We start from the raw sequence: 23,158 nt of genomic DNA on the forward strand, positions 1-23,158 counted from the left end.
CACCATGACTGAAACGACTGAGAACGCCGGACCCATGGAGAACTGGTTCCTGCTGATGGATCCGGAGTGGAGCCCCTCGTCCGAGAACGAGGCGCCGCCGATCGAGGCCATCGTCGGCCTGTGGCCGGTGGAGGAAGGGAAACTCGGCAAGTTCCGGGCGAACCCGGAGTACCTCCCGGCCGACGAGAACTCGCCGTCGGACCCGGTGGACGCGGTGCTGCGGCTGGTTCTGCAGGGCCGTGCCGAAGCCGAGCACATTCAGCTGATGCTGCGCGATTCCCTGTTCGACATCGCGATGAACGGGGATGGCCGCCCGCTGGTCACCAAGTCCCCCGACGACATCCCGTGTGTCGTGGTGGCCACCGGCGAACAGCACCGCAGGCGCATCAACTCGCCCGACTGGCGCCGCATCGACCTGGACGAGCTGGTCGTGCTCCTGGCCGACGGCGTGGACGTGCTGTTCAACCCGGGCGGACCGGCCTCGGTCCGCCTCACCGGCGACTTCATGCGCGAAACCCTGATGATGGACGAGGAGCAGGTGGCCGAGCTTTACCAGAACCACCAGGATGCGACCGGCCTGAAGATCGTCCCGTGGGATGGCACCGGACCCGATGATGGTGCTGCAGCCGGTGATGCCGCCGCCGAGCCCGACTCGGCCGCCCCCGATTCCGGCGCGCCCGCGGCTCCCGCTCCGAGCGGAGTATCCGCCGCCGGCGGGATCTCGGTATCGAGCGAAGCCCCCGTCCCCGGCGGGAAACCAGCCCCCGGTGGAACCCCCGCGCCCGCCTCCGGCGAGACGCCCACCGCCGACGGATCAGCCACCCCCGACGAGCCGAATCAGTGACTCTTTCGTCTGTCCGCTCCCGACGGGCCGAATCGGTGACCCTTTCGTCTGTCCGCTCCCGACGGGCCGAATCGGTGACCCTTTCGTCTGTCCGCTCCCGGCGGGCCGAATCGGTGACCCCTTCGCCTGTCCATCCCCGGCGATCCAGCGCTCGGTTTCCTGAGGCTCGGCTCTCCGCTGCCCCGTTGCCCGGTGCCTGGCTGACGCGTACCCGGGCGCTTGACACCCGGCTCACGGGTACCCGGGCGCTTGACGCCTGTCGGCACCCGGCGAGCAGCACCCCGCCGGTACCGGCCCGAAACGGAGTTCACCATGGCCGATGACCAGTGGCTGCTGCTCGTCGACCCCGCCTGGCAGCCGTCTTCGACGGCTGAGGGTGCCGAGGTGGCGGCCCCGCCCCCCGAGGCGGTGGTCGGCGGCTGGTTCGCCCGCGAGGACGGGTCGGTCGGCCACTTCAAGGCGAACCCGTCCTACGAGCCGGCCGGCCCGGACTCCCCGACCGACCCACTCGACGCGGTACTCCGCTTGATCGCCCGCGGCGAGGCCGACTTCGCCCAGCTCGCGTCGGTGTTCCGCGAAACGACGTTCGCCCTCGCGCTGGACAATGCCGGGGAACCGCTCGTCGCCCCGTCGCCGGACAACATTCCGTGCCTGCTCGTGACCACCGCCTTCGCCCATCGCCGCAGGGTGCGCGCCGCGGACTGGCGGACCACCTCGTCTGCCGATCTCGTCGCCCTCCTCGGTCAGTACAACGGCACAGACCTGCTGCTCAACCCGGGTGCTCTGGGTTGTCTCCGCCTGCTGTCCGACACCGCCCGGGAGTTCATCGCCTGATTCCCCCGCCCTCTTCCGCGAGCCGTGATCCTTCCTGCACAGGCGGACACCCGGCAGGGCCAGTTCCCCTCGGCTACCTGCCCGGCCAGGTTTCCCACGAGACCTGTGGATAACTTCCATCAACCTGGGGATAGCTCAGCCTCTGCCCAGGTCAGACGCTTGGGGACAACCACTCGCGAGCGCCTCCTTCACCCCCGAGTGCGCAGGGCCCGGCTGCCCGGCTGCCCGACCGGTTTCGGGTCCGTGAAGGGCCCCTTCACGGACTCAGAGTCCGTGAAGGGGCCCTTCACAGCCCTCCGCAGCTGCGCGCGGTGCCTTTCACCGTCGGCTTGTGCTGCCAGCGATCATGTGTCAGCCCGCCGCGCTGGATCGCCCCGAGCTCGCCCTTCAGCCGATAGTTCGTCGGCGTCGTGGACAGGGGAGTGTGGGTCAGGAAGTCCCACGTCTCGGTCATGGCGTTGCGGATGGTCGCGACGAGGTCCCGCCACCCTTTCTGCGCGTCGGCGGTGGCAAAGCGAATCTCGTACTCGATCTTCTTCGGGGGGCGAGGAACCAGCTCGCCCTTCTTCGCGGCCGCCACGATCAGGGGCGCTCCACGGTCTCGGCAGCATCGTCGTCCAGCCACTCGACGTCAGCGCTGCCGAGCCCCGCAGCGACAGCCGCAGCCGTCTCCTTCCAAGAGGTCAGCTCGGCGATCGCGAGGTGCGGCTGGTCGGTGGAGAACGAGGCGCGCGCCGCGTCGACGAGATCCTGCGCGCAGGACTCCCGGTCCGCGGGCGACAGCGCGAGCATCCAGGGGAAGGCCTTGGACATACGCTCGGCGAGCGAGCCACGGTCGTCGAGGGTGACGGTGATGAGCTGTGCGGCAAAATCCAGCAGCCGGGCGCGACCGTCGGCCTCGCGCTGCGACATGAGCACGAGCGCCTCGCCGTCGCGGCGCGTCACTGTGACGGGGTGGTCCTCGGCCTCGGCGAAGACCTCGGCCGAGTGCTTGCTGAGGTCCGAGGATCGCCGCGTCCACGAAGGGAGGCTAGCTGTGACGGTCATCACACCCATACTATTCGGAACGTATTCGGAAGTCCAGCGAGGAGTGAAGGAACGCCCGGCGCACTTCACCGCTGTTCATCGTGTCCCGCACGAACCGTTCGGCCGTGCTGCGCACTGTCGGCTGGCTCGGTCGGTTTGCGAGTGGGTTCAGCCGCCGGAGTGCATGTCTTCGGCTTCGGGGACGCAGTCGTCGTCGGGGTCGTCGAGCCAGCCGTGCGGGAGGGTCACCTTGCCCGGCGAACCCTGTCGCCCGCGCGGCCCGGTCGCCGCCTCGGGGAAGGGGGCGTCCTGGTCGAGCTGGGCGATCAGTTCGTCCAGCCGATCGAGGCTCGACACCATGGCGAATCCGCGCCGCAGCTCGGAGCCGACGGGGAAGCCCATCAGGTACCAGGCCATGTGCTTACGGATGTCGCGCATGGCTTTGTCGTGTCCGTCGTGCTCGATGAGCAGTTCGGTGTGGCGGCGGAGTACGCGGGCGACCTCGCCGAGCTTGGGTGGGGCCGGCATCGCGCGACCGGCGAAGGCCGCTTCCAGCTCGCCGAACAGCCACGGCCTCCCGAGGCAGCCACGCCCGACGACCACTCCGTCGCAGCCGGTTTCGGCGACCATCCGCAGCGCGTCGTCCGCGGTGAAGATGTCGCCGTTGCCGAGCACCGGAATGCTGGTCACGGCCTCCTTGAGCGCGGCGATCTTGGTCCAGTCGGCCTGGCCCGAGTAGCGCTGCGCGGCGGTGCGGGCGTGGAGGCTGACGGCGGCGGCGCCTTCGGCTTCGGCGATGCGGCCGGCGTCGAGGAAGGTGTGGTGGTCGTCATCGATCCCGACCCGGAACTTCACCGTGAACGGGACGTTCGCCTCGCCCGCCGCCTTCGCCGATTCACGCACGATATCCGCGAACAGCCGCCGCTTGAACGGCAACGCCGCGCCGCCGCCTTTGCGCGTCACCTTCGCGACAGGGCACCCGAAGTTCGAGTCGATGTGGTCGGCGAGGCCTTCGCCGGTGATGATGCGGACGGCTTCGGCCATGGTTTTGGGGTCGACGCCGTAGAGCTGCATGGACCTGGGCTTTTCGTTCTCGCCGAAGGTCATCATGTGCATGGTCCCGGGGTGTCGTTCGACGACGGCTCGGGCGGTGATCATTTCGCAGACGTAGATGCCGGCGCCGTACTCCTGGCAGAGCTGCCGGAAGGCGACGTTGGTGATCCCGGCCATGGGTGCGAGCACGACCGGGGGATCGACCTGGTAGGGGCCGATCTTCAGGGCGGGCTTGGCGTCGATCACGGCGGTCACGCCCTCCATTGTCGCTGGTGACCTCCATCATGGGCGACCGGGTCTCGTACGCCGCTCAGCTCAAGCCGGATGTGAACTTTGCCAAAGCGCTCGCCAGGGTCGTGTCAAGCACTTCGGTGACACTAGTCCACTGCGCATCAGGGGAATCGGTCCAAGTCCATGTGACGGTCTCCGTAGGCGATGATTTAACGACTGGTTCGGCGACTGACGATGGCTCTTCATTCTGGTCTGTTCCCAGAATTTCAGCATAGACGGTTAGGGTTAGTACGCCGGTTTCGCCGCTTCCGACCTTTTGTATGAATACGAGATATCGCAGCTTCTGCTCGAAGGCCGCGACTTGAAGGCGAGACCACCATAGTCCATCATGAAGATTTGTGAAGAAGTCGACGCTGCGTGCTGCCTGAATGGCCTGGCGACGCCAGTAGCGCGCCTCGCTACTGGGAGGCCGTGCGCTCTTACGGGTCACCCGGGCATCAGGGTCGATTCCTTCTTGGAGAAGAGAGCCGATCTTTTCTTTCATGTCGTCGAGCCATGAATCAACTCGATCTTGCGCAGAATTGGCAAGTTCGCAGATTTTTTCTGCGCGGTCGGAAGTGCCAGTGGCGCTTCGTAGCTCTCGCAGTCGACCGATGCTTGCTTCGAGGACGGCGAGCGCCCCACCGCCTGCCGCAAGGGCATGTTCGCCTGCGACTGGTCGCTCAAGTTCGCTCCGTAGTGCCCCGATCTCTAACTCTGCGAAGAAGCGAACCAGGGGACGCAGGTCGCCTTCATTGGCCCTGTCCAAGGACTCCAGATAGCGATTGCGTTCGCGTCGGTCAACCACCAGTGGTGCAAGGTTGTGCTTCAGAAGGATCAGAAGCGTTAGACAACGAGCGACTCGTCCGTTGCCATCCTCGAAGGGGTGAATGCGCACGAATCGGTGATGTAGCCACGATGCCTGAACTACCGGATCCTTGTTGTCGTACTGTTGATAAAGTTCGACAAGCCGGTCCATTTGCGATGCCACTTGCTCAGGTGGGGCATATTCGAGCAAGGACCCATCCGGGCGCCTTACGTGATTAGGTTGCTGTTTCCATTCTCCATGGTGAAGTGTCGCCTGGAAGACCTGCCCGGTCGGCGCGGTCGCGGTGTATGTGGGCTGGAGCTTGGTGAGGGCTATGTGAAGCTGTTTTATCAATGAAATCGAGATGTCGCGTCCATCTCTGGCGGATTCGGCCAGGAAGGTCAAGGTGTCATATTGGGCTCGTACGACATCAAGCACATCTTCGGTTACAGCTCCGTCGCTGATCCGTGCTACTGCGTCAGCGGTTAAGCCTTCGGCTACCAGTGCTTCTGTGACGCCCCAATCGATGTCGTACAGGCGCTCGATAATTCCGGTCTCAATGGCGTGTCGTCGAAGGGAGCGTCGACGTGCTTCCTGAAAAGCTGTGTCGTTGGCCGTCACGACGGATTCCCACGCGCGCTGAAGCGACTTGACAGAGTCGAGGACGGGCTGAAGGTCCCCATTGAGAGGAGGAAGGCTCTCCACATCAGCCCATGGAAGATCGGCCATCGTCATGTTGGAAGAGTAGCCTGCCTGCTGGTATCCATGCCGACGCCCGACTTCATGTACGCCGTTGGGCTGTCAGGTTGGGCTGGGTGTTGTCATTGTGTTGACTTTGGGCACCCGAAGTTGCTGTCGATGTGGTCGGCGAGGCCTTCGCTGGCGATGATGCGGACGGCTTCGGCCATGGTTTTGGGGTCGACGCCGTAGAGCTGCATGGATCTGGGCTTTTCGTGGGCCGCGAAGGGTCCATCATGTGCATGGCCCCGGGGCGCCGTTCAACGACGGCACGCGCGGTGATCATTTCGCAAGGCGTAGATGCCCGCGCCGTATTCGGCGCAGAGCTGCCGGGAGGCGACGTTGGTGATCCCGGCCATCGGCGCGAGCACGACGGGAGGATCGACCTGGTAGGGGCCGATCTTGAGGGCGGGCTTGCGCAGGGTGGCGGTCACGGCCTGTGGGTCGATCACGGGCGACGGGGTCGGTTCCACGTGGTCAACTGGCTTCCCGTCGGAGCGGCGGCTATCGCCAAGATACGACCGAGGGAGAAGCCTGCGCCGACCAGCGCTGCAATGTCGGCTTCAGGGTGCCACCAGGGTCCCGGCAAAGTCGGTCGGGGACCCGTGATCAGCAGAGAGAGCCGTGGCGGCCGCGTCATCATCGACGGCGCCTGCCCTCTCGATCGATCACGCCCGGCAGCGGGCGATGCTGAGGTGTTCGAGGTGCGCGACCACCTGGTGGTGTGTGCCGGACCTGTCCCGGGTCTGTGAAGGGGCCCTTCACAGACTCAGAGTCCGTGAAGGGCCCCTTCACGGACCTCCGCGGTCGGCGCAGGGCACCTCACACCGACTTTGCCGACACCCTGAGGGTGCCACTGTCCCGGCAGATCCACGACGCACATGTCGGCAGATCCGCGAAGGGTACGTCGGCAAATCAGCGAAGCAACCTTCGGCAGATCCAGGAAGAACTGGTACGGGGTCGCTGCAGAATCCCCACCCACCTCCGGTTCACACCATCAGCTTCCCCCGCACGAAATCCTGCTTGGCCAGCCCCAAGTACACGAACAACTCCGTCGAAGCGACCCCCGGCACCGCGCGGATCTCGTCGGCCAGCACGGCCAGCAGGTGGTCGTCGTCGCGGCAGAGGAGTTCGGCGAGCACGTCGAAGCGGCCCGAGCAGAGGGCCACCTGGTGCACCTGCGGGATCTTCGCGAGTTGCCGGGCGGCCTCGCGCGGGTCGCCGTCGATGGTGATGCCCACCATGGCCTGGCGGGTCTGGTCGAGGCGCTCCGGGGCGGTCACCGCGACGACGCGCACCATGTCGTCGCGCATCAGGCGTTGCACGCGCTGGCGGACGGCGCCCTCGGACAGGCCCACGGACTTCGCCAGCGTGGTGAACGAGGCGCGGCCGTCGTCCTGGAGCAGGGCGATCAGCATCCGGTCGGTGTTGTCCAGCGCTCTCGGTACGCGAGGCTCCTCGGCAGTTACGTTACCCATGCCGTCCCTCCCTGTGTTTCGGCATGTGATGATCACAGCGCGCAGCGTATCCGCCATGGCCTTCGAACAGGAGGCATTTTCCGAATTCGCCCGGCGAGGAGGCGGATGTGCGGCGGGGCACAACGGGTGCCGTAGCGGCAGGTGAACGGGTACCGTCTGGCGGCCCTGGAAAGCCCCCACGTCCGAGGAGAACCGGGTCATGACCGAAGCCGCCGTACTCCCGGTGCCGGCCAAGGGACTGCGGTCCCACGCGCTGGGCATGGTCTCGTCCACCGTCATCGGGATGTCCTCGACCGCCCCGGCCTACTCGATCGCCGCGACGCTGGGATTTGTCGTGCTCGCCGGGACCGGGTTCAAGGCGGCCGCGTTCATCCTGTTCGCGTTCATCCCGGTGCTGTTCGTCGCGCTCGCGTTCCGGGAGCTCAATGCCGCCGAACCCGACTGTGGCACGAATTTCACCTGGGCCACGCGCGCGTTCGGCAGCCGGGCGGGCTGGCTGACCGGCTGGGTGGTGACGGTGGCCCAGCTACTGGTGATGAGCAGCCAGTCGGCGCTGACCGGCAAGTACACCCTGTTGCTGTTCGGGTTGTCCGATCTTGCCGACAATCGTGCGGTGACTACGGCGATCGGGTGCGGTTGGTTGCTCCTCCTGTGCTGGCTGTGTTATCGCGGCATCGAGGTGTCCGCGCGTACGCAGTGGATCCTGCTCGGCATCGAGCTGACCGTGCTGGTGATCTTCTCCATTGTCGCCCTGACGCGCGTGTACGAGGGCAGCGCCGGACCGCAGGCCAGCGTTCCGCAGTGGAGCTGGCTGTGGCCGAGTGACGTCGGCTTCGGCACCGCTGTGTCGGCTGTCCTGCTGGCAGTCTTCATCTACTGGGGCTGGGAGAGTTCGCTTTCAGTGAACGAGGAATCGGCCGACCCGCGGCACGCGCCGGGCCGCGCCGCGGTCCTCTCGACGGTGCTGCTGGTGCTCAACTACCTCTTGGTGACGGTGGCGGCACTGGCTTTCGCGGGGGTTGGCGAGGAGGGCATCGGCCTCGGCAACGAAGCGAACGCCGAAGACGTGCTCGCGGGTCTCGGCGGCGCCGTCTTCGGTACGTCCGGTTTCGGCAAGATGATGGGCGTGCTGCTCATCATTTCGGTGCTTACGAGCGGCGCCGCCACGAGCCAGGCGACGATCATGCCCGCCGCGCGCACCACGCTGTCGATGGCGAGCCACGGTGCGCTGCCGAAGGTGTTCGCTCGCGTACACCCGAAGTACCAGACGCCGTCGGTGTCGACCTGGGCGTTCGGGCTTGTCTCGCTCGGGCTGTACGTGCTGCTGGCGGCGTTGAGCAAGAACATCCTGTCGGACTCTGTCGACGCCGTCGGTCTCACTATTGCCATCGAGTACACGATGACGGCCCTCGCGTGCGCGTGGGTGTTCCGGCGGACGCTGCTCACCAGTGTGCGCAACTTCTTCCTGCGCGGGTTGCTGCCGTTTCTCGGCGGGGTGTTCTTCCTGGCGGTACTGGTGTTCGCCGTCATCGAGTACGCGAAGCCGGACGCAGGGGAGACCACGCTCTTCGGCATCGGTGGGGTGGCGGTGATCGGCGTGGTGTCGATCCTCGTCGGGATACCGCTGATGTTCGCCGTACAGCGTGCATGCCGGGACTTCTTCGCGGGCCGTCGGCTGCGGCGAGGCTCGGTTGCGCGCCATGGCGAGGTGATCGAGTCCGCTTAGCAGCGGCGTAGCAGGTCTTCCTCGGTTTCGCGGGGCACGACGAGCGTCGCATTGCCCTGGCGGACGCTGACGAGGGGTGGGCGGCCGACGAGGTTGTAGTTGGACGCGAGTGCGTGGTGGTACGCACCAGTGCACGGTACGGCGATCAGGTCACCGGCGTGAACGTCGTCGGGGAGACGGATGTCAGCTGCTAGTACATCGCCGGCCTCGCAGTGTCGGCCGACGATGGTCATTGGCGTACGCGCGGCCTTTGTACGCCGTCCGACGAGCCGTGCGGTGTACCGGGCGCCGTACAGCGAGGGCCGCGCGTTGTCGCTCATACCGCCGTCGACAGCGACGAAGGTGCGCGCGCCGCGTTTTACCGCGCACACGCGATAGACGGTGATTCCAGCAGCACCGACGATCGCACGACCAGGCTCGATCGTTAAGCGTGGCAAGGGGAATTCATGCGACGAGCATTCGTACGCGAGTGCGACGCGAAGCCGTCGGGCGTACCCGTCGAGGTCGAAAGACGCGTCGTCGTTGACGTACGGCACCGCGTGACCACCGCCGAGGTCAAGTTCGTGCAGCGTGACCCCGTGGGTCTCACGGACGTGTACGAGCACTTCGATCATCCGTCGAGCAGCTTCCTCGTATCGGTCCACACGGGACACTTGCGAGCCGATGTGGCAGTGCATCCCCGCGAGCCGCAGGCTTGGTTGTGCCAACACCGCGGCCACAGCGCGGTCGACGTTGTCGCGTACGTCGCTTCGCAGAGAAAAACCGAACTTCTGTCCTTCGGTGCCCGTGGTGATCGCTTCGTGGGTTTCGCCGCTGACGCCGGGCGTCACGCGGATGAGCACGCGTTGTGCGTTGTGCGCGACGGAACCGAGCTGTTCGATTTCGTCGAGTGAGTCGAGCACAATCCGGCCGACGCCGTACTCCAGGGCCGCTTTGAGGTCTTCGGGTGTCTTCGCGTTGCCGTGCAGCAGAATGCGCTCCGCAGGAAAACCGGCTGCGCGCGCCACGGCGATCTCACCCGCGGAGCAGGTGTCGAGTGAGAGACCTTCTTCGGCAATCCAGCGCAGCACAGCGCGCGTACAGAGCGACTTGCTCGCGAAGGCGACTTCGGCCTCCGGAAGTGCACGACGGTAAGCGTGTGCCGCGTCGCGGACCTGTGCTTCGTCGATGAGGTACGCGGGGGTGCCGAACCGTGCGGCCAGATGGCTGACTGGAGCGCCGGCGAAAAGCAGCTCGCCACCTTCGCCGAGCTGGGTGCGCTGTGGCCAGAGCCCCGGTTCGAGCTGGTCGGCGGCCTCGCAGCCGAGGCTGGGGAGCAGTTCGCTGAGCGTCACGGTTACCTCCGTGCGATGCGGTCGGGCGGACTTCCCCAGCTGACTGCGTCGCCACCCCGCGCGCCTCGCCCGCCAACAGCGCTTTGATGTCCCGGCCGTGGGCGCTGACGTGCTTTTGACGCGCAAGTAACTGCGGTCACACGCGCTGGGTCGTGATAGGTCGATTGTCCTGAAGATCAGGTCGTGTGACCTGACCAGGGGAACCAGGCTGACTCGGCCGAGTCGGCCAGGTCGGCGGGGAGTTCGGTTTCGGGCTGGATGTCCACTGATCGAGCAACACCGTTGCCTAATTGTTCCGGTGTTCGGTCACGGTTCACGTCCGTCGCCTTGTGATCGTTTCCGGCCTCCGGCAAGGCTGCGGGCACAGCGATGGGAGGTAGGCGGATGGGGCAGGCAGAAGGACGGCTGAGCCGGCGCGCGATGCTCGGCAGCGCGGCGGCGGCCGGCGCGGTGGGCGCAGGGCTCGGCGGTGCGCTGGCCGAGGCGGCGACCGGCTCGCGACGGCGGGGCAGCCTCGACGACGTCGAGCACGTCGTCGTGCTGATGCAGGAGAATCGGTCGTTCGACCACTACTACGGCACCATGGCCGGCGTACGCGGGTACGGCGATCGTGCCCGGCTGCGCCTGCCCGGTGGTGCCGACGTGTACCACCAGCCCGACGCCAAGCGCACCGATGGTGGGCAGATGCTGCCGTTCCATGTGGACACTGCGCTGGTCGACGGCCAGGACCTCGGCGAACTCCCGCACGACTGGGCCACCACTCACCAGGCTTGGGCGAACGGCACGTACAACGCGTGGATCGCGGCCAAGGGTGAGATGACGATGAGTTATTTCAACCACGAGGATCTGCCGTTCCACCGAGCGCTGGCCAGTGCGTTCACGTTGTGTGACAACTACTTCTGCTCGATCCAGGGGCCGACCACACCCAACCGGCTCTACCACCTGACCGGCACCATCGATCCGGACGGCCGCCTCGGCGGGCCGGCCACCTGGAACTCGGCCGACTACAAGCCGGTCTACCGGTGGACGACCTATCCGGAGCGGCTGCAGGCCGCCGGGATCTCCTGGCAGGTCTACGCGAACGACGAGATCGGCGACGGCACGAACGGGTACCTCGGCGACTACGGCGACAATCCGCTGTGGCTTTTCCAGGCGTACCACGACGCGCTGGGGTCGTCCGACCCGAGGAAGCGGCAGCTCGCCGAGCGTGCCAGCCTGCGGGCACAGTGGAAGCCGGATTCGGGTAAGGGCAAGGACGTCGACCACGTGCTGCAGCAGTTCATCGCGGACTGCAAGGCGGACAAGCTGCCGGCGGTGTCCTGGGTGGTGGCGCCGTACGCCTACTGCGAGCATCCGGCGGCCCGTCCGGTGGACGGGGCGGCGTACACCCAGCGGGTGCTGAAAGCTTTGTGGGATAACCCGAAGCTGTGGGAATCCACCGTCGTGCTGATCAACTACGACGAGAACGATGGGTTCTTCGATCACCTCGTCCCGCCTGCCGCGGCGCCTGGCACCCCCGGCGAGCTGGTGCCGGTGAATCAGCCGAACGGGCCCGGCGCAGGCACCGGCCCGCTCACTCCGATCGGTCTCGGCCCGCGCGTGCCGATGACGGTGATTTCGCCGTGGAGCCGTGGTGGCTGGGTGAATTCGCAGGTCTTCGACCACACGTCGGTGCTGCGGTTCCTGGAGGTCTGGACCGGGGTGAAGGAGCCGAACATCTCCGCGTGGCGGCGCGCCATCTGCGGCGACCTGACGAGCTGCTTCGACTTCTCACGCCGTGACCGCTCGATCCCGAAGCTGCCCGACGCGAACGCGCTGCGTGCCGAAGCCGACCGTACGCAGTCGAAGCTGCCGAAGCCGACGACGCCACCTGTTGGACAGCAGGCTATGCCGGAGCAGGAACCGGGGACGGCGCAGGCGCGCGCACTGCCGTATCAGCCGGCCGCGTACGTGACTGTCGGTGCGAAGGCGCTCGATCTGCATGCTGCGAACCAGGGCACGGCTGCGTTGCAGGTTTCCGCGTACGCGTACCACGCCGATGGTGCTTCGCAGCGCTTCGACGTCGGGCCGGGCGCCGCGGTCGCCGAGAAGATCCCGTACTCGTCGGGGTACGACGTTGCCGTACACGGTCCGAACGGCTTCCTCGTCGAGGCTTCCGGAGACACGTCGACAGCTGGCGTCGACGTGGCCGCCGCGGTGTGCGGGTCCCCCTCGCACCCGGTTTTCGCGCTGACAGTGACCAACACGTCACCGCGCCCAGCAACTATCACGGTGCGGGGACGCCCAGGTTTCGTAGTAGCCCCACGGGGAACGCACCGAGTGACCTTCGACGCGCTCGCCGGTTCGCACGGCTGGTACGACGTGACGCTGGCACTGGTCGGCTACCCTGCCTGGCACCGACGTTTCGCCGGTCACCTGGAGAACGGACGCCCCAGCCGAACCTCCTGACCGGCCCAGGACAAATGCTGTGAAGGGGCCCTTCACGGACTCAGAGTCCGTGAAGGGCCCCTTCACAGCCTTGCCACCGAAGCGCGTCAGTCCTGGAGGAAGTCCAGGGCGAACGCGGCGTACAGGGCGACTCCGGACGACAAGGCCGCCTCGTCGAAGATCACCCGGTTCGAGTGGTTGCCCGGCGCATCCTCCGGCGAGCACTCCGGCGGGCACCCGCCCAGGAACGCGAAGGCGCCGGGAACCCGTTGCAGCACATACGAAAAGTCTTCCGCCCCCATGATCGGGGTGGGCAGCTCCTCGGCATTGGGCGAGCCGAGGATGTCGGCGGCCAGGGAGAGCACGTCGGCAGCGACCGCGGCGTCGTTGACGGTCGGGGGATAGCCGGGGTTGACCTCGGCGTAGGCCCGGCAGCTGTGCGCCGTGGCGACAGCTTCGCAGACCTTCGGGATCTCCTCGCGGAGCTGGGCGCGGGTTCGTTCCGACAGGGTCCGGATCGTGCCTTCCAGCACCGCCGTCTCCGGGATGATGTTCGTCGTCGTGCCCGCTTCGATGCGGGTCACCGAGAGCACTGCCGGGTCGAAGACGTTGATCCGGCGCGTCACCATGGTCTGCAGCGCCCCTACCATCGCCGCGGCGGCGGGGACCGGGTCGATGGCGTCGTGCGGGGCGGAGCCATGGCCGCCGCGGCCGATCACCTCGACCCGGAAGGTGTCCGCGGACGCCATGATCGGGCCGCCGCGTACGTGCAGGACGCCGCTCTGCACGTTCGCGATCGTGTGCAACCCGAACGCCCTCGACACCCGCGTACCGGCCGCGTCCAGCACGCCTTCGTGAATCATGTGCCGAGCGCCGTGGTCGCCCTCTTCACCGGGCTGGAACATGAACACCACAGAACCGGCGAGGTCGGCTACTCGTTCGGCGAGCAGCCGCGCCGCAGACGCGAGCATGGCGACGTGCGTGTCATGGCCGCAGGCGTGCATCACGCCGTCGACTTCGGACGCGAAGTCGAGCCCCGTGTCCTCGTTGAGCGGCAGCGCGTCCATGTCCGCGCGAAGCAGTACTGCCGGCCCAGGACGTGCGCCGCGCAGTACGCCGGTCAAGGACGTCGTGGAACGGCCATCGGTGAGTTCGATCGGCAGGTCCGCCAGCGCCGCGCGGATCGCGTCGCGGGTGTGTGGCAGCTGCAGTCCCAGCTCCGGCCGACGGTGGATCGTGCGGCGAAGTTCGACAGTCCGGTCTTGGAGCGCGCGCGCCGCGTCGAGCAACCCGGCGTGCCGGTTGCCGGGAAGCGTGGGGAGGTCGGTGGGTCCCGTCATGGCTCGATAGTGGCACCTGCGGGGTTTCCGGCGCACCGTGCGTGCGTTCCCTCGCCCGGCGGAATACGGTGTGCGCATGGCGGTGCAAGAGCCGGTCACGGGCTTCGCGGTGGCGGTGGTCCGGGAAGACGGACAGTGGCGGTGCAGTGCGCTCGACTCCGCGGCTCTGACGGAGCTGGACGCGGCGATAACCGAGCTGGGGAAACTCCGCTCGACCGGTGCCGCGTTCGGCCTGCTCGCGGTGGACGACGAGTTCTTCGTGATCGTCCGGCCCAGCCCGCGCGGGCCGTCGTTGCTGCTGTCGGACGCGGCGGCCGCGCTCGACTACGACATCGCCGCGGACGTGCTGGACGTGCTGCGCGTGGACCCGCCGGACGAGGACGACGACGCGGTCTGGCCCGAGGGTGATCTGGAAATACTGGCCGATCTGGGCTTGCCCGGAGCCGAGCTGGAGGTCATCGTCTCAGAGGTGGATCTTTACCCGGACGAGCAGCTCCAGATGATCGCGCAGAGATGCGGGTTCGAGGCGGGCTTCTCGAAGCTGCTGGACCAGCTCTGAGCCGGCCGTCCGACACCGAAGCCGTGCGCGCGGCACTGGAGGCCGCGCGCGGGCCCGGCGCCGACGTGCCCATCGGTGCCGTGGTGTTCGACCCGGACGGGCGCCCGCTCGCCGCGGCCCGCAACGCCCGCGTCGAACTGGGCGACCCGACCGCGCACGCGGAGATCCTGGCGTTGCGCGCAGCTGCCCGCGTACACGGCGACAGCTGGCGGCTGGAGGGCTGCACGCTCGCCGTCACCCTCGAACCGTGCACGATGTGCGCGGGCGCACTGGTCCTCGCCAGGGTCGCGCGGCTGGTGTTCGGCGCGTGGGAGCCGAAAACAGGTGCCGTCACGTCGTTGTGGGACGTCGTACGCGACCGGCGGCTGAACCACCGGCCGGAGGTGCACGGCGGGGTCCTTGCCGGCGAGTGCGCGGCCCTGCTCGAGACCTATTTCGCCACCCGTCGGCCCTCGGCGGGCTGACCCCCGCGGCAGATGGGGGATCCAGCTCCGGTATTGTTCTCGGCGGTGGCGTGTCCGAGCGGCCGAAGGAGCACGACTCGAAATCGTGTGACGGGTAAAACCGTCCGTGGGTTCAAATCCCACCGCCACCGCTCTACGCAGGCAAAACGCCCGGCGACCCTCATGGGGTTGCCGGGCGTTTCGCGTAGGGTCTCAGTTCGGGTCTCAGTTCGGGTCTCAGTTGACCCCGATCAGGCGGGTACGAGCGCGCCTTCCGGGCCGTCGTCCTCCTGGTCTTCGTCGTCCGGATCCGCCCACATGTGCGCGCCCACCTGCTCCGCCACCGACGTCACCAACTCGGTGTTGACGTGCATGTACCGCTTGGCCACGGCCGCGTTGGACCAGCCCATCAGCTCCATCACCGCGGGCAACGGCACCTTCAGCTCAAGCAGCACCGTGGCGGCCGTGTGCCGCGCGTCGTGAAGTCGCGCGTTGCGCACGCCTGCCAAGCGCAGCAACGCTTTCCACGCCCGGTTGTCCGGCGTCGGGTGCGTCGGCCGGCCGATCGGCGTGGCGAACACCCACTCCCCTCCCTCCCAGAGATCCGCCGCCACCTCGCGCTCGTCTGTCTGCTGGACGCGGTGCGCCTCCAGGGCCTCGATCACGGGCCGGGGAAGGCCGATGACGCGGCGCCCGGCCCGCGACTTCACCTCACCGACGACCAAGCCGCCGCCGAACCGCTCCGGGCAGTAGGCGCCGTGCTCGTGCCCACACGGCTTGTCGGGCGTGCACCCGTGCTGCCAGTTGAGTTGCTGGATCGAGCGGCGGACGGTGATCGTGCCGGAGCCGCGCCGCGCCGGGCACTCGCCGGCGGTGAGCTTGCGGCGGCAGGCTTCACCTCGCGCGCACCCGTGCTTCCACGTGATCGTGACGTCGGACCACTTCAGTCCCAGCGCTTCGCCGCGCCGGAGCCCGAGCGAAAGCGCGATGATGAACCGGGCGCCGTTCCGGATCTCCCCGGCGGCGGTGATCAGGCGTCGCGCTTCTTCGCGCGAGAATGGCACGATCTCTTCCTCTTCCACGCGCGGCGCTTTCGCGATGCGCGCGGGATTCTCGGTGATGTGCCGCCGCCGGACGGCCTCGTTGAGTGCCGCTCGGACGGTGCGGTGCGCGAGGTGCGCTGTGGACGGCTTGAGTCCTTTTCGGAGGATCGTCTGGTAAGCCACCTCCAGGTGCTCGGGTTGCAGCTTGTCGAGCCGGTGCGCGCCGATGCTCGGAATGAGGTGCTTGTACACCGACGCGCGGTATCCGACCATCGTCGTGAGGCGAACCGTTGGCGCCGCGATGTTCTCGACCCAGTGCGTAAGCCACTGCTCGACGGTCAGGCCCCGGCCCGCTTTCCGGACGCGGCCGGAGTCGCGCTGGCGTTCAAGCTCGCGCACCGCGTCGATGACTTCGGCTTCCGTCTTCCGCTTCACGTGGCGCCGATCGGGATTGCCGTCGTCACGGATTCCCATCGTGACGCGGCCGTGCCATTTGTCGTCCTTCCCAAGGTAAATCGAACTCGCGCCGTTCGGCGCGCGCGTGCCTTCGGCTCGCTTTTTGCGTGGCATTGAATTTGCTCCCTTCGGTCAGACCGTCTGAGCAGCGGTCAGCCGCTCGACGTATTCGGTGATCGCAAACAGGGGCACTCGACGCAGGTGCCCGACTCGGATGGTGGTGATCTGCTTCGCCTTGATCAGGCCGTACATCGTGGTGCGGCCGATGGACAGCTGCTTCGCGGCAGCCTCGACCGTCAGCAAGGAGTGCGGCTTCGGGGTTGCGGTGTCCACAGTGGTCTCCAGGTGGTCAGGCTTCGGGCAGGTTGTTGATCCATTCGGTGAAGCGGTTGCGGGGGATCTCCCAGCCGTTCGCGGTGCGGATCGCGGGGATGGTGCCGTCTTCGACGTAGCCGCGGGTGAGGTCGGCGGACAGGCTGATGAGGTAGGCGGCCTGGTCGACGGTGTAGGCGGTCGCGTCCGGGTCGAACGTCGGGATGGGGCCGGTGTAGGGCTTGTCTTCGGGGCCGCTGGCCACCATGTCGTCGGTGGCGGGGCTGGGGAAGTGGTACAGGCGTGCGGTCATCGGTGGTGCCCTTCGGTGTGGTTGGCGCCCGGTTTGGGGCGTGCGGGGTCGCCGTGCGGCCAGCTGGTGGTCGCACGCTGCGTGGTGTGCTGGGTTAGGTCAGATCTCGTCTTCGGGGGACCCCCCTCCTGCCAGCGTTGGTGTGTGGGCTGGGTCTGGAGCGCTGGCAGGTGGGGGGAGAGACTCCTGGGATTCCGGTTGCTGTGGGTGTTGATGGGTGGGTGTGACACTTCGGCGGTCATCCCCTGGGGGTGGCCGCTGGGTGGGTTGGGGCTGTCGCCTGCGGGAAGGTCCGCAAGTGTCACAAGTGGTGTTGTGGCTGGTCAGGTTGCTGCGCGAAGTGTCACGTGGGTTGTGACGCTTCGGGTGTCCGGCGCGGGGGTCGTCACAGCCCCGGTGGTTACGGTGTGTCGTTTCCGGTGGGCGAGGAGGGCTCCCCGGGTCGGCCGCCTCCCTGCTCGTCTCCCCGGGTCAAAGCGGCTGGAACACGGAAAAGTGAGGCGGCCCTTCTTTTCCGTGTTTCAGCCGTCTTTGGTCGGTGCGTTTCTCCGGTCGGGGTCGGGTGAGTGGGTGACCCCCCTCTTGTCGGGTGCGTGAGATGGGGCTGTTTCGGGGGGTCGGTGCCGGGGGGTTCCACTGGATTCACTTCCTCACTTGTCGGGTGTTGGTGCTGGTCAGGTCAGTGGGTCGGGGGAAGTGGGTGGGAAGTGGGGATCCACTGGTTTCGGTGGGATCCACTGGGTGTCCACTGGCCGGTCCACTGGTGGTGGTGAGGCGCGCGGTGGCGTGGTCGAGTCGCGTGATGAGGGTGGTGAGGTGGGTGCTGGCGTGGGTGGCGAGCTGGTGGAGCCGGGCGGCGCCTCGGCGGGTGAGGCGGGTGGTGGTGGACGCGGGGGTCATGGGCGGAGCCTCCTTCTGGGTTCGGGCTGTGCGGGTTGCCTGCGGGCCGGGCGGGTAGGTCGTTCTGGGCTGGCTTGGGGCCGGGAAGGGAGTGAGGGACACACCCCTGCTGGCCTGTTTTTTTGGGGTCTGGGCGGGGTCTGGGCGGGGTCTGGAGGGGTTGGTTCCCTTGCTCCCTTCGTTCCCTTCTGGGGGTGTTCGGGCTGGTCAGGGGTAGGGAGCGGGGTAAGGGAGTGGGTAAGAGCATTTGCTCTTGCCGGGTCGGTGTTCCCTTCCTGGTTCCCTTGCCGTTCCCTTCCCGGCCGGGCCGGGTGGCGGGGCCGAGGGGAGCGGGAGACACGTGTCCGGGTGGGCCGTTCCGGGGGTCGGGGCGGGGCTGGTGGGGGTTGTTCCCCTGCTCCCCTTTTTCCCCTCTGGCGGGTTCGGGCTGGTCAGTGTGGGGGAGGTGGGGAGGGGAGCGTGGGGAAGGAAATCCTTCTCGGCACTCGGGTCTCCCCCTTGTGTTCCCCTCCGGTTCCCCTCGCTGTGTGGCGGATTACGGGCCGGATTACGGCCGGTGGGGTGGATTACGTTCGTAATTCGGTGGATTACGGCCCGAATGTGGCCGTTGACCTGCGGGGAATTACGGAAATTACGGGGTTACGGGGTCGCGGTGCCGGGCCAGCGGACCCCCGAATCTGGGGGTTCGGGGTGGTGGGCTGGTCCGTAATCCGGGTAGCCGGCGCGCGCCCGCCCCCGGGTCTGGCTGTGGTGGTGGCGGGTGGTGGGGATGGGCTCGCCCCACCGGTCGCCTCGGCGTTGGCGGGTGGTGCGCGCCCGGGGTGGGGTGGAGAGTGCGGTGTCGATGGTGGTCATGGCGGCGCCGAGCCCGCGGGCGAGGGCGAGGAAGGGGAGCCGGGCGAGGTGCAGGCCGGTGAAGATGAGGATGAGGCTGGTGAAGCGGAGCAGGGCGCGGGTCCCGTGGCGGGCCAGTACGTCGGTGGCGGTCATGCTCGGGTGCCTTTCCAGGAATCGGGGTGAGACCCGTGCCAACCCGTGCCAGCCTGGCACGGGTCGTGCATGGGCCTTGACCTGCGGAAACAGGCGATTTTCGGCGGACCTGTGCCAGTCTCCGGGGGTGGCACGGGTTGGCACGGGTTTGGCACGCGTGCCAACCTGTGCCACTCCCGCCAGCTGGCACGGGTCGGGGGTTTCGGGTGATGTTTCCCCTGGTCGGGCAAGGTTTCTGACCCGTGCCACCCCTGGCACGCATTGGCACGGGTTGGCATGAATTGGCACGGGTTGGCACGGGTTCTGGTCATGGCAGGCCCCACACGGTGTTGCGGCCCTCGGTGCGGGTCGTGAGCTGGAGCTTCGCGCGGGCGCGTTGGGCGGTGCGTTCGGTGAACCCGGCCGCTTTCGCGGCCTTCTTGACCTCCCCGGACGGGGCTTGCCCGCCCTGGCTGGTCAGGTACTCGCGCAGCCAGTCGGCGACGGCTTCGGCATCGGTGCGTTCCTCCCGGGTCGGGGGTGCGTCGTCGAGCAGGTCGTTGACGTGGGTGTCGGTTTCGCCGGTGATCTGCATGCGGCCCCATTGGGCGGGGCCTTCTGGGGTGTCCAGTCCGACTGAGTCGACGATGTAGCGGAGTGAGGGGAGGTCGAGTGCGCCGAGGTTGTTCTTGACCTGGGAGATGACGCAGGAGCCGTCGTCGGCGGTGGTGTCGCGGGCGAACGCGATCACTGCGCGGGCTACGGCGGAGAACGCCCGGCCGCCCATGATCCGGGAGAGGACGTCGGTGCCGCTGGCCTTGTTGAAGTGCGCGAGTCCGAAGATCGCGCATCCGGTGTCGTCGGCCAGCTGGACCAGTGGTTCCAGTCCGGTGCGCAGGTCCCGGTCCTGGTGTGGGTTGATTGAGCCGTCCAACACGGAGATCAGGGGGTCCACGATCAGCAGCGCTACGTCGTGGGTGGTGATGACCGAGGCCATGCCGTCGACGTCGCGGGGCAGTGACAAGGGCACGGCGGTGCCGCCGAGCTGGTCGACCTCGACCCGGTACACGCGATCGAGGTCGGCACCGGCTACGTGCAGGCGTCCGGCCAGGGTGCGTTCCCAGCTGTCTTCGGTGGCGGCGTAGATGACGCTGCGGGGTTGTCCGTAGTGCTTGCCGGGTAGTTCGCCGAGGGTGATCCGGGCGGCCAGCCACGCGCAGAACAGCGACTTGCCGATCCCCTCGCGGCCGGGGCCGACCGTGAGCGCGCCGTGCGGGATCCGGGCGTCCCACAACCAGTGCGTCGGGCGCAGCGGGATCGTGGACACCCGGGTCAGCCGGACTTGGCGCAGGGCGGCCGGTGCGGTGTCGTAGGGGTCTGCCGGTGGTTCCGGGAACGGTCCGGGGTCGAGTTCGTGAGCCCCGGCGCCGGAGCCGGTGACGGGCCGCAGATGGCGCCCGTTGGTCTCGGGGTAGGTCACAGGGGTACTCCCTTGCGAAGCGGGTATGCGGGTCCGGGCCGGGGTGGACTCACGCGGGTCAGTGCGGGTGAGTCCACCGCCCCGGGTGCGGGGTGGACCGGTGTGGGTGGGTCCACCCCGCGCGGGGGTGGTCAGGGCATGGACTCGTGCTGGACTCGTGCTGGTCGCGGGCTTGTGGGTGGTGGACCCGGACTGGTCCGGGTCCACCGGGTTCAGGCCCCGGGCCGGGGTCCGGGGACCGGGCCGGGCGGGTGGACCGGAACCGGGATCGGGACTGTGCCGGTGCCGTCGCGGCGGGCCGTGGCCACGGTCTCGGCCAGCAGCGCCCGGCCCTCGGGGTCGGTGGGTTCGTAGAGGGCGACGCCGAGGAACTCGGCGCGGCCGGTGGCGGGGTCGACGTCGAACACGGGGACGTAGAAGCGGGTGCCGTCGGTGACGATCAGCGACAGGTCCTCGCGGAGCTCGCCCCGTGCCGGGGGCAGCGGCGCGGGCGGCGGGACGGGACCGGTGCGGTGATAGGGGTCGCGGGGCGTGGATGCCATCGGATTACCTCCAGCTGGGCAGGGGTCAGGGCATAGGAATGCCCGGGGCAGAAACGGGGAAGGTGGTTCGCGGGCCGCAGGGGTGTTAGTGGGGTGGGCGGTCGCGGTTGGCTTTGCGGCACAGGTCGCTGGCGGCGAGCAGGCACCGGTGGGGGTGGGCGTCGGCGGGGAACACGTCGAGTTCGTTGCCCTCGCGTAGCCGCGCTGCTGCGCAGGCCAGTGGTCCGCGACCGGCGGCGCGTACGCCTTGCACGGTCAGGTCGGTGGCTTTCGCGACGATCGGGGTGGCGCCGTATCGGCCGAGGTGTCCGCCGCTGTGGGCGAGGGCGATCGCGATCTCGTCCACGGTGAGGACCCAGGGCGCGGGCGCGCCGGCGGGCCACAGGCCCATCCGTTCCACGGTGGTGCCGTCGGTGGTGGTGACCGGGGTGGCGGGGGCCAGGCGGTGGCCCGCGCCGTGGGTGACGAACCCGGTGGTCACTGCGCCGCCCCTGCCGCCGTGCGGGTCAGGGAGTGCACGGCGTCCACGGCGCGGTTGTACTGGTGTTGTCCGCCTTCGCTGGCGGGCCACAGACGTGCCTGGTCGGTGTCGTACTGCCGACCGGTGATGGTGCGGTCCAGTAGTGCGAGTCCGGACTTGTGGTGAGCGGCGCTCAGGGCGCGGACCTGGTTGAGTCCGAGGCGGGCTACGCCGTGCAGTACCAGTGCGGGGATGTCGGTGCGGTTGAGGTTGGCCGGGAGGCGGGTGCCGCAGTAGTACAGGGCGGTGGCGGCTTCGTGGTAGGTGAGCACCACCACGGCTCCGGTGGCCGGGGTGAACCGCAGCCGCGAGGCCGGGCGCCCGGAGGCGCTGGGGGTGCCCGGCGCCGTGGACACCCGCACTGTGGTGCCGCCCCGGCGGTTCAGGATGGCGGTCACCGGGTCACCTCCGGCGTGGTGCGCGGGTGCGGGACCCGCAGCGTCGAACGCGCCCGGCGAGCGGCAGAGTGCGCGGCGGCCAGCTCGGTGACGGCGGGGCGGATCATGTCGGCGCGCTGGGCGTCCCAGCTGCCCGGCTCGACCGCGGCGAGGGCGATACGGGCGGCTTCAACACCGTTGCCGCCCAGCGCGAACAGGTTCTCCACCACGAGCTGCCGCAGGTACGCGGTGTCGGTGAGGGTGTCGGCCAGCTCGTCCTGGCTCATGTAGGTGGTGCCGTCCCACATCGCCGCGACCAGATCCTCGGCCGAGACCGGCACCACCATGCCCAGGTTCATCAGGATCGGGGTCTCGTTCTGCTCACGGTGGGTCGGAACGAACTCCGTGGCCACACCACCGACCAGCGCACGCCCCATCTGCGACTCCGCCATGATCACGCCACCCCCGCCACACCAGCAGCGGCCGAGTCCCCGGCGGCCGGGCTCGCCTCGGCTTCGTCGCTGGCACCAAGCCAGGCATTGAGCGAGGACTCCGCCACATCGTCGCCTGTCTCGGACTCGGGGTTGTCGGCCTGTTCGGCCGACGCGTCGCCGTGGAAGAACTCGGCGGCGGCGGCGTCCATGCAGTCGCTGAGCCAGATGTTGACCGAGAAACCCGGGATGCGCAGCGCACCCCGGCCCGAACCGATCTTCAGCGCTTCCAGCTGCCCGGCCTCGATGGCCCGGTAGACCGTGGAGCGCGAGACGTCCAGCAGCTCTGCCAGTGCCTTCACGCGGAAGACCGCGTTACCCTCAACCTGCATCGTGACTCTCCCAATGGTTTCGGTGTAGGCCCCGGCCGGTGTTCCAGCACCGCCGGGGCCGCTTGCGTTGTGTGCGCTCTTTGCGACACCAGAGACGTTAGGCAACGTGGACAACGTAGCCAATAGTTCTTGACTGTTATCACCTAGATGGAGTAGTTGACTAAGTCGCGTACCCTGTCTGACATGGACAAACTCGATCCGGCCGACTCCCGAGCCCCTTACCTGCAAGTGGCCGGCCGACTTCGGGAGGCGCTCCGGGCGGAGACCTACCGGCAGGGGGACAAGCTTCCGCCGCACCAGGCGATCGCCGATGAGTTCGGCGTGTCGGTGGGGACTGTGAAGCGTGCCTACACCCTCCTGCAGGACGAACAGCTGATCGTCACGCGCCAAGGGCAGGGCACCTTTGTGCGCGCGTCCGGTGCTGCTGTGCCCCCGGCAGAGGCTTCGCCCGGTGGTGCACTCAACGGTGTGGACCTCGCAGACCTTGAGCGGAGACTCACCGCGGTCGAGCGCAAGCTGGGGCTTGCGCCCTGACGAGCGTTC

Annotated in this window: 24 protein-coding genes, 1 tRNA gene and 1 pseudogene; 8 read left to right on the top strand and 18 right to left on the bottom strand. The window is 68.0% G+C overall.

The genetic code is table 11. The features are described 5' to 3' along the window. The first annotated feature begins 4 nt into the window (after positions 1-4). Positions 5-844 (top strand): type VII secretion system-associated protein, encoded by an 840-nt coding sequence (locus tag ATK36_RS18485; protein WP_342752035.1) that lies wholly within the window; start codon positions 5-7, stop codon positions 842-844. Between the two features lie 312 nt (positions 845-1,156). Then, positions 1,157-1,678, top strand: coding sequence for a type VII secretion system-associated protein (locus ATK36_RS18490; protein WP_098512692.1), 522 nt, complete (start codon positions 1,157-1,159; stop codon positions 1,676-1,678). Positions 1,679-1,964: 286 nt separating this feature from the next. Here the strand turns inward: ATK36_RS18490 and ATK36_RS18495 are convergent, their stop codons facing one another. From ATK36_RS18495 to ATK36_RS18520, 6 genes and pseudogenes are all read right to left on the bottom strand, one after another. Continuing rightward, positions 1,965-2,258 carry a hypothetical protein gene (locus ATK36_RS18495; protein ID WP_098512693.1) on the bottom strand — a complete coding sequence of 98 codons (294 nt, stop codon included), beginning with the start codon at positions 2,256-2,258 and terminating at the stop codon, positions 1,965-1,967. Positions 2,259-2,260: 2 nt separating this feature from the next. After that, the gene (locus tag ATK36_RS18500) at positions 2,261-2,725 is read right to left on the bottom strand and encodes a prevent-host-death protein (RefSeq protein ID WP_098514988.1); all 465 of its coding nucleotides are present in this window, start codon (positions 2,723-2,725) and stop codon (positions 2,261-2,263) included. 147 nt (positions 2,726-2,872) lie between these two features. Next, the gene (dusB, locus tag ATK36_RS18505) at positions 2,873-4,021 is read right to left on the bottom strand and encodes a tRNA dihydrouridine synthase DusB (RefSeq protein ID WP_098512694.1); all 1,149 of its coding nucleotides are present in this window, start codon (positions 4,019-4,021) and stop codon (positions 2,873-2,875) included. A 46-nt stretch (positions 4,022-4,067) separates the two neighbouring features. Further along, complete coding sequence (locus ATK36_RS18510; RefSeq protein ID WP_098512695.1) at positions 4,068-5,570, bottom strand: Fic family protein; 1,503 nt, start codon at positions 5,568-5,570, stop codon at positions 4,068-4,070. A gap of 101 nt (positions 5,571-5,671) precedes the next feature. After that, positions 5,672-6,007: pseudogene (locus ATK36_RS18515) on the bottom strand (tRNA-dihydrouridine synthase); the annotation flags it as partial. Between the two features lie 555 nt (positions 6,008-6,562). Then, entirely contained in the window at positions 6,563-7,051 is a 489-nt protein-coding gene (locus ATK36_RS18520; protein WP_098512696.1) for an Lrp/AsnC family transcriptional regulator, read from the bottom strand. Positions 7,052-7,250: 199 nt separating this feature from the next. On the opposite strand from ATK36_RS18520, the gene ATK36_RS18525 reads away from it, so the two are divergent. Beyond that, entirely contained in the window at positions 7,251-8,777 is a 1,527-nt protein-coding gene (locus ATK36_RS18525; protein ID WP_098512697.1) for an APC family permease, read from the top strand. Here the strand turns inward: ATK36_RS18525 and lysA are convergent. After that, positions 8,774-10,111: a diaminopimelate decarboxylase gene (gene lysA / locus ATK36_RS18530; RefSeq protein WP_098512698.1), complete on the bottom strand. Its 1,338-nt coding sequence runs from the start codon at positions 10,109-10,111 to the stop codon at positions 8,774-8,776. The two genes, ATK36_RS18525 and lysA, sit on opposite strands and share 4 nt — an antisense overlap. A gap of 384 nt (positions 10,112-10,495) precedes the next feature. Here lysA and ATK36_RS18535 point away from each other — a divergent pair, with 384 nt between their 5' ends. Continuing rightward, a complete protein-coding gene (locus ATK36_RS18535; RefSeq protein WP_098512699.1) occupies positions 10,496-12,559 on the top strand; it encodes a phosphocholine-specific phospholipase C in 2,064 nt (687 codons plus the stop codon). 86 nt (positions 12,560-12,645) lie between these two features. On the opposite strand, the gene ATK36_RS18540 is transcribed toward ATK36_RS18535, so the two are convergent. Then, positions 12,646-13,878: a M20 metallopeptidase family protein gene (locus ATK36_RS18540; RefSeq protein ID WP_098512700.1), complete on the bottom strand. Its 1,233-nt coding sequence runs from the start codon at positions 13,876-13,878 to the stop codon at positions 12,646-12,648. Positions 13,879-13,954: 76 nt separating this feature from the next. On the opposite strand from ATK36_RS18540, the gene ATK36_RS18545 reads away from it, so the two are divergent. The 3 genes from ATK36_RS18545 (at position 13,955) to ATK36_RS18555 (ending at position 15,032) form a co-directional block, all read left to right on the top strand. Then, on the top strand, positions 13,955-14,437 hold the full coding sequence (locus tag ATK36_RS18545; RefSeq protein WP_170069798.1) for a tRNA adenosine deaminase-associated protein: 483 nt from the start codon (positions 13,955-13,957) through the stop codon (positions 14,435-14,437). A gap of 23 nt (positions 14,438-14,460) precedes the next feature. Further along, positions 14,461-14,901 carry a nucleoside deaminase gene (locus ATK36_RS18550; protein WP_098512702.1) on the top strand — a complete coding sequence of 147 codons (441 nt, stop codon included), beginning with the start codon at positions 14,461-14,463 and terminating at the stop codon, positions 14,899-14,901. A gap of 44 nt (positions 14,902-14,945) precedes the next feature. Next, a tRNA-Ser gene (locus ATK36_RS18555) sits at positions 14,946-15,032 on the top strand. Positions 15,033-15,131: 99 nt separating this feature from the next. On the opposite strand, the gene ATK36_RS18560 is transcribed toward ATK36_RS18555, so the two are convergent. The 10 genes from ATK36_RS18560 to ATK36_RS18610 all read right to left on the bottom strand — a co-directional run bounded on the left by ATK36_RS18560 (position 15,132) and on the right by ATK36_RS18610 (position 22,615). Continuing rightward, positions 15,132-16,493, bottom strand: coding sequence for a tyrosine-type recombinase/integrase (locus ATK36_RS18560; protein WP_098512703.1), 1,362 nt, complete (start codon positions 16,491-16,493; stop codon positions 15,132-15,134). An 18-nt stretch (positions 16,494-16,511) separates the two neighbouring features. After that, positions 16,512-16,712 (bottom strand): helix-turn-helix domain-containing protein, encoded by a 201-nt coding sequence (locus ATK36_RS18565; RefSeq protein WP_098512704.1) that lies wholly within the window; start codon positions 16,710-16,712, stop codon positions 16,512-16,514. 16 nt (positions 16,713-16,728) lie between these two features. Further along, positions 16,729-17,004 (bottom strand): MerR family transcriptional regulator, encoded by a 276-nt coding sequence (locus tag ATK36_RS18570; RefSeq protein ID WP_098512705.1) that lies wholly within the window; start codon positions 17,002-17,004, stop codon positions 16,729-16,731. Between the two features lie 1,539 nt (positions 17,005-18,543). Further along, a complete protein-coding gene (locus tag ATK36_RS18580; RefSeq protein WP_098512707.1) occupies positions 18,544-18,894 on the bottom strand; it encodes a hypothetical protein in 351 nt (116 codons plus the stop codon). Positions 18,895-19,201: 307 nt separating this feature from the next. Beyond that, positions 19,202-20,353: an AAA family ATPase gene (locus tag ATK36_RS18585; RefSeq protein ID WP_211291899.1), complete on the bottom strand. Its 1,152-nt coding sequence runs from the start codon at positions 20,351-20,353 to the stop codon at positions 19,202-19,204. A gap of 212 nt (positions 20,354-20,565) precedes the next feature. Further along, the gene (locus ATK36_RS18590; RefSeq protein ID WP_098512708.1) at positions 20,566-20,895 is read right to left on the bottom strand and encodes a hypothetical protein; all 330 of its coding nucleotides are present in this window, start codon (positions 20,893-20,895) and stop codon (positions 20,566-20,568) included. An 85-nt stretch (positions 20,896-20,980) separates the two neighbouring features. After that, positions 20,981-21,376 carry a hypothetical protein gene (locus tag ATK36_RS18595; protein WP_098512709.1) on the bottom strand — a complete coding sequence of 132 codons (396 nt, stop codon included), beginning with the start codon at positions 21,374-21,376 and terminating at the stop codon, positions 20,981-20,983. Beyond that, a complete protein-coding gene (locus ATK36_RS18600; RefSeq protein WP_098512710.1) occupies positions 21,373-21,813 on the bottom strand; it encodes a hypothetical protein in 441 nt (146 codons plus the stop codon). The genes ATK36_RS18595 and ATK36_RS18600 overlap by 4 nt, the downstream gene beginning before the upstream one ends. Then, positions 21,810-22,244 carry a hypothetical protein gene (locus ATK36_RS18605; protein ID WP_098512711.1) on the bottom strand — a complete coding sequence of 145 codons (435 nt, stop codon included), beginning with the start codon at positions 22,242-22,244 and terminating at the stop codon, positions 21,810-21,812. Before ATK36_RS18605 ends, ATK36_RS18600 begins: the two co-directional genes overlap by 4 nt. A gap of 2 nt (positions 22,245-22,246) precedes the next feature. Beyond that, a complete protein-coding gene (locus ATK36_RS18610; protein ID WP_098512712.1) occupies positions 22,247-22,615 on the bottom strand; it encodes a helix-turn-helix domain-containing protein in 369 nt (122 codons plus the stop codon). Between the two features lie 183 nt (positions 22,616-22,798). Between ATK36_RS18610 and ATK36_RS18615 the strand changes: the two genes are divergently transcribed. Continuing rightward, positions 22,799-23,149, top strand: a complete 351-nt coding sequence (locus ATK36_RS18615; protein WP_098512713.1) for a GntR family transcriptional regulator — start codon at positions 22,799-22,801, stop codon at positions 23,147-23,149. Positions 23,150-23,158 lie beyond the last annotated feature (9 nt).

The organism is Amycolatopsis sulphurea (assembly GCF_002564045.1).
Taxonomy (GTDB): domain Bacteria; phylum Actinomycetota; class Actinomycetes; order Mycobacteriales; family Pseudonocardiaceae; genus Amycolatopsis; species Amycolatopsis sulphurea.

Coding starts and splice junctions, on each gene's coding strand:
- ATK36_RS18485 (WP_342752035.1), top strand. CDS start 5: ATGACTGAAACGACTGAGAACGCCGGACCCATGGAGAACTGGTTCCTG.
- ATK36_RS18490 (WP_098512692.1), top strand. CDS start 1,157: ATGGCCGATGACCAGTGGCTGCTGCTCGTCGACCCCGCCTGGCAGCCG.
- ATK36_RS18500 (WP_098514988.1), bottom strand. CDS start 2,725: ATGACCGTCACAGCTAGCCTCCCTTCGTGGACGCGGCGATCCTCGGAC.
- dusB (WP_098512694.1), bottom strand. CDS start 4,021: ATGGAGGGCGTGACCGCCGTGATCGACGCCAAGCCCGCCCTGAAGATC.
- ATK36_RS18510 (WP_098512695.1), bottom strand. CDS start 5,570: ATGACGATGGCCGATCTTCCATGGGCTGATGTGGAGAGCCTTCCTCCT.
- ATK36_RS18520 (WP_098512696.1), bottom strand. CDS start 7,051: ATGGGTAACGTAACTGCCGAGGAGCCTCGCGTACCGAGAGCGCTGGAC.
- ATK36_RS18525 (WP_098512697.1), top strand. CDS start 7,251: ATGACCGAAGCCGCCGTACTCCCGGTGCCGGCCAAGGGACTGCGGTCC.
- ATK36_RS18535 (WP_098512699.1), top strand. CDS start 10,496: ATGGGGCAGGCAGAAGGACGGCTGAGCCGGCGCGCGATGCTCGGCAGC.
- ATK36_RS18540 (WP_098512700.1), bottom strand. CDS start 13,878: ATGACGGGACCCACCGACCTCCCCACGCTTCCCGGCAACCGGCACGCC.
- ATK36_RS18545 (WP_170069798.1), top strand. CDS start 13,955: ATGGCGGTGCAAGAGCCGGTCACGGGCTTCGCGGTGGCGGTGGTCCGG.
- ATK36_RS18560 (WP_098512703.1), bottom strand. CDS start 16,493: ATGCCACGCAAAAAGCGAGCCGAAGGCACGCGCGCGCCGAACGGCGCG.
- ATK36_RS18570 (WP_098512705.1), bottom strand. CDS start 17,004: ATGACCGCACGCCTGTACCACTTCCCCAGCCCCGCCACCGACGACATG.
- ATK36_RS18580 (WP_098512707.1), bottom strand. CDS start 18,894: ATGACCGCCACCGACGTACTGGCCCGCCACGGGACCCGCGCCCTGCTC.
- ATK36_RS18590 (WP_098512708.1), bottom strand. CDS start 20,895: ATGGCATCCACGCCCCGCGACCCCTATCACCGCACCGGTCCCGTCCCG.
- ATK36_RS18605 (WP_098512711.1), bottom strand. CDS start 22,244: ATGGCGGAGTCGCAGATGGGGCGTGCGCTGGTCGGTGGTGTGGCCACG.
- ATK36_RS18610 (WP_098512712.1), bottom strand. CDS start 22,615: ATGCAGGTTGAGGGTAACGCGGTCTTCCGCGTGAAGGCACTGGCAGAG.
- ATK36_RS18615 (WP_098512713.1), top strand. CDS start 22,799: ATGGACAAACTCGATCCGGCCGACTCCCGAGCCCCTTACCTGCAAGTG.